Source organism: Thiobacillus sp. (assembly GCF_024708915.1).
Genome location: NZ_JANJXQ010000087.1, coordinates 1 through 3,118 on the forward strand (window position 1 = coordinate 1; position 3,118 = coordinate 3,118).

Genomic DNA, 3,118 nt, shown 5'->3' on the forward strand with positions numbered 1-3,118 from the left:
GCGGGCACCAGCTGGCCGGTCTTGGCGTCTTTGCGCAGGCCGGTTTCCATCGGGTGGTTCATCAATACTTTGACGTCGGCGACGTCGCCTGCCATGGTGGCGCGGATACGCATGGGTTCAGCCATTTGGCTTTCCTTTCTAGTAAAGAATTCAGTTCAACGAATGATGTCTGGCCAGGCCGGGATCAGCCGCCGCAGCCACCGATGGTGACCTTGACTTCCTTGGCCGCGGTGTAGGACTTGCCGCCGGCATTGACAACCGCACGAACCAGCGAAGTCTGGCCCATCTTGATGCGGGTGGAAATGTAACCCTGGGTACCGCCAGCCATGTTGTAGGTGCCGACCAGGGGGGTGGCGTTCTTTTCGGCAAGGATGGCGATGCTGGTCGTGCCGGCGATGCTGCTGGTGACTTCCACCGGGACCACCGCACCGTTTTCGGCGATGTCCGGAGCCTTGATGGTGATCTCCTTGCTGTCGGCCGGGCCGGCAACGCCGAGGCCTTTCATCGCGTCACCGACGTTCTTCGCCTCGAAGGCGGACTTGTTCCAGGCAGCCATCGCCTGGGTGGGCTTCAGCAGGCCGGCGGCCACGGCGATGGCCACGGTGCCCGCGCCTGCAGCGCCTTTCAGTACGTTTCTACGAAGTGCATTCATTTGCCTATCTCCTTGTTGATAATCTGCGGGTAATTACAGACCGTAAATGAAATCGGTCACTTTATCGATTTCGGCTTCCGTCAGCACGCCGTGCTTGCCGAACGGGATCATGGTGGTGGAGGGGTTGGCGACGGTCGCATCCCAGATCTGGGCACGCAGCTTGGCTTTGTCGGGAAAGCGTGCGCTCATGGCGATCAGGGGCGGGCCATACAGGCCGGTGGATTCTGCGTCGGGCACGGTCGGCATGCCGTGGCAGGCGAGGCAGTTGCCCTTGGCGCGGTTGAACGCGATGTCCTTGCCGGTTTCCTCCTTGGCGGCGGCCGCCTGAGCCAGCACCGTGCCCGACAACATGATGGCGCTGATCGCGCAGACCGTTGCTATTTGGTGCAACTTTCGCATAGTCATCCTCCTAAGTTTATTGACATGGTTATGAAAGCGCTTGCCGCCTGGGGCTACCCTGCAGTGAACGCTATCCAGTTACGGATGGGACCAAGCATAGTGGAATTTGTTTTTGGCATGCAAGGCCGGACACGAATCTTTACGTGCAAATCGCAGGGTAATTTCCTACCAGCCCCGCCCGATACGGGGCTGCGCGCGCGTCGCTAGTTTTTCCGCTGTGATTTTTCGATCTCCTGCCATTCACGTCGCCGCGCTTCGGCCGCCGACATTTCGTGGAAACTGCCGTCGCCGGCCTTGATGCCGAGAGTGATCTGTTCGATGGCGGCAACCAGGTTGCCGCTCAATGCCGCCGCTTCGGCCTGGGCGCGATGGCCGAGCAGGCGGTGCCCCAACTGGGCGTGAGTCTGGGCGGCCAGCCGCCACAGGCGGCGATCGAGCGGATACAGCGCAAGTTGCCCTTCGACCTGGGTCTGTGCATCGTTGTTGCGGCCTGCCGCCAGCAATGCACTGATGTAGCCGTACTGCAAGGGGCGGTAGCCGGGGTAGGTGCGGCTGCCGGTCTGGTAGCGCTGCAAGGCAAGCGCCTGGTTGCCCGCAGCCAGTGCGGTGCGGGCAACCAGGTGCTGAATCATCGGGCTGCCGGTTTTGCCGGATGGCAGTTTCTGCGCTTCGGTCTCGGCGTCCCTGAACTGGCGCGCGCGGATCAGCGCAGTCACGAGGCCATAACGAGCGGCAGTTTCGCTGTTGTAGCGTTTTTCATCGAGCACCCTGCGCGCAGCCAGCACGGCATCCTGCGCACTGTCTTCCTGCGCGCGCAGGCGGGCGCGCACCAGCTGGAAATCGAGACTGTCCTCAACCTGCTGGTAAGGCGCGGTTTCGCTGCGCGATTCCATGTCGGCGATACGATCGGTGGTGAGCGGATGGGTGCGCAGATAGGCCGGGGCGCTGGTATCGTAAAACCGGTTGGCGCGCTGCAGGCGGCTGAAGAAACCGCTCATGCCGCGTATGTCGTAGCCGCTGCGGCTCAGCATGTCGTAACCCAGGCGGTCCGCTTCGCGCTCGTAATCGCGGCTGTAGTTGAGTTGATTCTGGATGGAATAGGCTTGGGTGGTGGCGATGGCTGCGCCCGCCACGTTGGGATTGGATCGCGATGCCAGCAGCGCCAGCGCCAACGCGGCCATGGTCGGCCAGTAGCTCTGGCTTTGCGAGGCGACCATGCGCGCGATATGGTCCTGGGTGACGTGGGCGATTTCGTGCGCAACCACGCCCGCCAGTTCGGATTCGCTTTGTGCGGCAAGCAGCAGGCCCGTATGCACGCCGATGTTGCCGCCCGGCATGGCAAAGGCGTTGATGGAGGGGTCGTTGACGACGAAGAAAGTGAATTCGCGCTGGTTGCGGGTGCTGACGGAGACCAGCTTGTAGCCCAGCTGGTTGAGATAGCTTTCGATTTCCGGGTCGTCGAGATAGCGCGGATCGGCGTAGACGTCGCGCATGATCGCGCGCCCCAGCGCCTGCTCTTCCTGGTCGGAAAAATATTGCCGCGACACTTCGCCCAGATCGGGCAGGTCGGCGGCAATGGCCGGCTGAACGGCCAGGGCGAGTGCGAGCAGGATGCGCAGCATCAAGAGGCAGAAAGGATGAGGGCGGTGAACGGCATTTCGTTTACGATGCGCGGATGGTCAACAAGGTTCCTGTGTTATGAGCGAATTCACCCATTTCGATGAACGGGGGCGCGCCGTCATGGTCGACGTGGCGGGCAAGGACGACACCCGGCGCGTTGCCGTGGCGGGCGGCCGGATCCACATGTTACCCGATACCCTGGCGCGTATCCTGGACGGCCAGGCGGCCAAGGGCGACGTGCTGGGCATTGCGCGCATCGCGGCGATCCAGGCGACCAAGCGCACTGCCGAACTGATCCCGCTGTGCCACCCGATCGCCCTGACCCGGGTGAGCGTGGAATTCAGCCACGACCAGGCGGAATCGTGGATCGCCTGCACGGTGACCGCGGAAACCGTCGGCAAGACCGGGGTGGAAATGGAGGCGCTGACCGGCGTCAGCGTCGCGCTG

Annotated in this window: 5 protein-coding genes; 1 reads left to right on the top strand and 4 read right to left on the bottom strand. The window is 62.8% G+C overall.

Going from position 1 to position 3,118, the window contains the following annotated elements; translation table 11 throughout:
- The 4 genes from Q0L94_RS07060 to Q0L94_RS07075 all read right to left on the bottom strand — a co-directional run.
- The coding region (locus Q0L94_RS07060; RefSeq protein WP_366799312.1) for a thiosulfate oxidation carrier complex protein SoxZ at positions 1-125 on the bottom strand (125 nt) is incomplete at its 3' end.
- 59 nt (positions 126-184) lie between these two features.
- Positions 185-652 carry a thiosulfate oxidation carrier protein SoxY gene (gene soxY, locus Q0L94_RS07065; RefSeq protein ID WP_018077744.1) on the bottom strand — a complete coding sequence of 156 codons (468 nt, stop codon included), beginning with the start codon at positions 650-652 and terminating at the stop codon, positions 185-187.
- Positions 653-685: 33 nt separating this feature from the next.
- On the bottom strand, positions 686-1,051 hold the full coding sequence (gene soxX / locus Q0L94_RS07070; RefSeq protein ID WP_296751720.1) for a sulfur oxidation c-type cytochrome SoxX: 366 nt from the start codon (positions 1,049-1,051) through the stop codon (positions 686-688).
- A gap of 203 nt (positions 1,052-1,254) precedes the next feature.
- Complete coding sequence (locus tag Q0L94_RS07075) at positions 1,255-2,673, bottom strand: M48 family metalloprotease (protein ID WP_296751723.1); 1,419 nt, start codon at positions 2,671-2,673, stop codon at positions 1,255-1,257.
- Positions 2,674-2,749: 76 nt separating this feature from the next.
- Here Q0L94_RS07075 and moaC point away from each other — a divergent pair.
- A partial coding sequence (gene moaC / locus Q0L94_RS07080) for a cyclic pyranopterin monophosphate synthase MoaC (protein ID WP_296751727.1) occupies positions 2,750-3,118 on the top strand: 369 nt, incomplete at its 3' end.